General features: G+C 68.0%; 4 protein-coding genes and 1 pseudogene. All 5 read left to right on the forward strand.

Annotated elements, in window-relative coordinates:
• Positions 1 to 55: 55 nt before the first annotated feature.
• Positions 56 to 256, forward strand: a pseudogene (locus AX708_RS19640) (tyrosine-type recombinase/integrase); the annotation flags it as partial.
• Between the two features lie 360 nt (positions 257 to 616).
• On the forward strand, positions 617 to 1,168 hold the full coding sequence (locus AX708_RS01265; protein ID WP_066528311.1) for a carboxymuconolactone decarboxylase family protein: 552 nt from the start codon (positions 617 to 619) through the stop codon (positions 1,166 to 1,168).
• Between the two features lie 74 nt (positions 1,169 to 1,242).
• On the forward strand, positions 1,243 to 2,220 hold the full coding sequence (locus tag AX708_RS01270) for a DMT family transporter (RefSeq protein WP_067489244.1): 978 nt from the start codon (positions 1,243 to 1,245) through the stop codon (positions 2,218 to 2,220).
• On the forward strand, positions 2,217 to 3,299 hold the full coding sequence (locus tag AX708_RS01275) for an alkene reductase (RefSeq protein ID WP_066528307.1): 1,083 nt from the start codon (positions 2,217 to 2,219) through the stop codon (positions 3,297 to 3,299). Before AX708_RS01270 ends, AX708_RS01275 begins: the two co-directional genes overlap by 4 nt.
• A 1-nt stretch (position 3,300) precedes the next feature.
• Positions 3,301 to 3,914: EamA family transporter (locus AX708_RS01280; RefSeq protein ID WP_156454506.1), on the forward strand; the 614-nt coding region annotated here is incomplete at its 3' end.

A 3,914-nucleotide genomic window follows, 5' to 3' on the forward strand; every position in this document is an offset into this window, starting at 1 on the left:
GGGTCTCCTCTGAAAGCAGTTACCACGGCCGAGCACAAAATTTTAAACAGTCTCGGTGACCGGGATTGGTTTGATCCGATCCGAATATGGCACACATTCTTTGCGGCGAACCAAGGCGTCGATTATCTACCGAGCGACCGGCAATCTGCGCGCCGTGCAGATACTCCTTGGTCATAGCAAGATCGAGAACACGGTGCGTTATCTGGGGATCGACGTCGAGGACGCGCTGGCCCTCGCCGAGAACACGGAAACTTGAGCACTCGGCTCCTCGTTAGCGGCGAGGAGCCGACCCTGCGGCACTGGGACGAAGCGGTCGTGGTCCAACAGCATTGTGAACGTCTGGTATCGCCGGAAGCCGCCACGTCTTTTGCGGGGTTACGCATCGACTCTTCTGATGACCGGGTACCTTGTGGAAGTTTGAAAGGCTGATCAAAAGCATTTGTCAGGCTCGCGACAAGCATATGATAGCGTGCAACATCGCAAAAGGATGGGAACCCGGAGCGTGGTCATTCCCGCCAGGCATAAAAGCTATGGCCGCAGACACTCTGCCGGAAGCGCTGCAATCGGTGCACCTAAGTGTCACGGCATCCCGCCGCACCGATCCAAGGAGCCTACCATGACCCGCTTCACCGTCCCGACCCGCGACACCGTCACCCCCGCAAACCAGGCGATGTTCGATGCCCTTCAGGGCAAGCTCGGCTTCGTACCCAATCTCTACGCGACCTTCGCCCTCTCGCAGAATGCGCTGGGCACCTATCTTGCGCTGCAATCGGCCAAGTCGTCGATCAATGCCAAGGCGCGCGAGGTCGTGAACCTGGTGGTGAGCCAGTACAACGAATGCCGCTACTGTCTCGCCGCGCATACCGCGCTCGGCAAGATGAACGGCTTCGCCGACGACCAGATCATCGCGATCCGCAAGGGGGCTGCGCCCTTCGATGCGAAGCTCGATGCGCTCGCGAAGCTGACCCGCAACCTCGTCGAGACCCGCGGCCATGCCGACGCTGCCGCGATGAATGCCTTCTTTGCCGCCGGGTGGAGCCAGGAGAACCTCGTCGACGTGATCATGACCGTCGGCGACAAGATCATCAGCAACTATCTGCACGCGGCGACCGACATTCCGGTCGATTTCCCGGCCGCGCCGGACCTCGACGTGGCGCTCGCCGCCTGATCCGTCTCTCCCCCTTGCCGCCTGCGTGACCCTCTCCGTCTGTGCACGAGGGCGGCACCTCCTGGAGCCCTGCCATGACCGCCACCCTTTCTCCCACTGTCGGGCGGCATGGCAGGGCCCTTCTTTCGCAGGGCGCCTCGCCCGCGACGATCGGGATCGCCGCCGGCCTTGCCGCCGCGCTGATCTGGTCGGCCTTCATCCTTTTCGCCCAATCGGGCACCTCGCTCGGCCTCCTGCCGCAGGACTTCGCGGCGCTGCGCTTCGGAACGGCGGCGCTGGTGATGCTCCCGTGGCTGCTGCGCCACGATCCGCTGCGGCTGGCCGGGATCGGCTGGCGGCGCGCGGGCGTGCTGAGCCTGCTCGCCGGGCCGCCATTCATCCTTCTCGCGACCGGCGGCTACGCCCACGCCCCGCTCGCGCATGGCGCGGTGATCCAGCCCTCGACCATAGCGCTCGCCTCGATGATGGCAGCGACGGTGCTCCTGAGAGAGCGGGCCGGCCCAGCCAAGCTGGTTGGCATCGGGCTGATCCTCGCGGGTCTTGCCGAGATCGCCAGCCATGCCGATGCAATGGGCGGCGGCAAGGTGTGGATCGGCGACCTGATGTTCGTCGCCGCGGGGCTCGGCTGGGCTGGCTTCACCATCCTCATCAAGCGCTGGGAGCTCGACCCGCTGGCGGTGACCGCTGCCGTCTCGACCCTCTCCGCGCTGGCGATCCTTCCTGTCATGCTGATCGCGGGTGACCTCGGCCGCATCGCGGCGCTGCCGCCCGCGACGCTGCTGGCGCAGGTGGCGGTTCAGGGCCTTGCCGCCGGCGCGCTCGCGGTGATCGCCTATGGTGTCGCCGTGCAGCGGCTGGGAGCGGCCAAAGCGGGGCTGTTTCCCGCGATCGTCCCGGCGCTCACCCTCGCGCTCGGCAGCCTTGCGAGCGGCACGCCGCCCAAGCTTTTCGAAATCGCCGGAGCGCTGCTTGCCACACTTGGCCTTGTCGTCGCCGTCGCTCTCCAGCGCCCGGCGCCCGTCTCACCTGCCGCCCGAGGAGCCCAGCCATGAACCAAGACCCCCTGTTCCAGCCGATCCGCTACGGTGCGATTCCAGCGCCCAACCGCATCGTCATGGCTCCGCTGACCCGCACCCGCGCCAATGCCGACGACGCGCCGCACGAATTGCAGCAGACCTATTACACCCAGCGTTCGACCGCGGGCCTCATCATCTCCGAGGCGACGCACATCTCGCAGCAGGGCAAGGGCTATGCGGGCGCGCCGGGGATCTATTCCGACAAGCAGGTCGAAGGCTGGCGCGGTGTGACCGAGGCTGTGCATGCGGCAGGCGGGCGGATGATGCTCCAGCTGTGGCATGTCGGGCGGCTCTCGCACCCCTCGCTGCAGCCGGGCGGCGCGCTGCCGGTGGCACCGAGCGCCGTCGGCCTTCAGGGCCACGCCTTCACTTATGAGGGCCCGCAGGACTTCGTCATCCCCCGCGCGCTCGAGACCGACGAGATTCCCGGCATCGTCGAGGATTACCGCCGCGCCGCGATCAATGCCAAGGCCGCCGGGTTCGACGGGGTCGAGGTGCACAGCGCCAATGCCTACCTGCTCGACCAGTTCCTGCGCGACGGCACCAACCACCGTACCGACCGTTATGGCGGCAGCATCGAGAACCGCACGCGGCTGACGCTCGAAGTCACCGACGCGGTCGTCTCGGTGTGGGGTGCGGACCGGGTCGGCATCCGCCTCTCGCCCTCGCTCACAATCAACGGGATGAGCGACAGCAACCCCGCGCCGCTGTTCGGATACTTGGCCGAGCAACTCGGCAAGCGAGGGCTCGCCTATCTCCACTGCGTCGAGCCAAGCGACCCGCGCGGCGATCCCTTCGACCGGATCGTCGACCCGCAGGTGGTGCGGAAGGCCTTCGGCGGCAACTACATCGCCAACGGCAGCTACACCGGCCCCCGCGCGCGCGCCGCGCTCGAGGCGGGCGAGATCGACGCGGCGTCGTTCGGGCGGCTGTTCATCGCCAACCCCGACCTGCCGCGCCGCCTCGCCGAGGACCTGCCGATGAACCCCTTGAACACCGCGCGGATCTATAGCGGCGGCGGGGACGGCTATATCGACTACCCCTTCCACGACTGAAATGGCGCCGCCGCGCCTCGTGAACCCGGCGCTCGCCCTGCTGGCGGTCGCCGCCTTTGCGGGCAATTCGCTGCTGGCACGCGCGGCGCTCGGTGAGGGGGCGATCGGGGCGGGTAGCTTCACCGCGATCCGTCTCGGCGCGGGCGCTGTGGTGCTGCTCCCGTGGCTGCTGCGCAGGCCGCGCGCCGGTGCCTTCAGCCTGCGCGGCGCGCTCGCGCTGTTCGTCTACTGCGCGGGCTTCTCCTTCGCCTATGTCGAACTGGGCGCTGCGACCGGGGCGATGGTGCTGTTCGCGGCGGTGCAGGCGACCGTGCTGGCGAGCGGCGCGCTGACGGGCCAGAAGGTTCACGCAAGCGACCTTGCAGGCATCGCGCTGGCGCTCGGCGGCGTGGCGCTGCTGCTCGGCGCGCACCTTGCGCCCGGCCCCTTGCTGGCGACCGCGAGCATGATCGCGGCGGGGATCGCCTGGGGGCTCTATTCGGTGCTGGGTCGCAGCGCGTCCGATCCGGCGCGGCGCACTGCCGGCAACTTCGTGCTCGCCGCGCTGCTCGCTGCCCCGCTGCCGCTGCTCGATGGCGGGGCGGGGGTGACGGCAAGCGGGGCAGCGAGCAGCGC

The sequence above is a fragment of the Erythrobacter sp. CCH5-A1 genome, assembly GCF_001557115.1.
In the GTDB taxonomy this organism is placed as follows: Bacteria; Pseudomonadota; Alphaproteobacteria; order Sphingomonadales; family Sphingomonadaceae; genus Erythrobacter.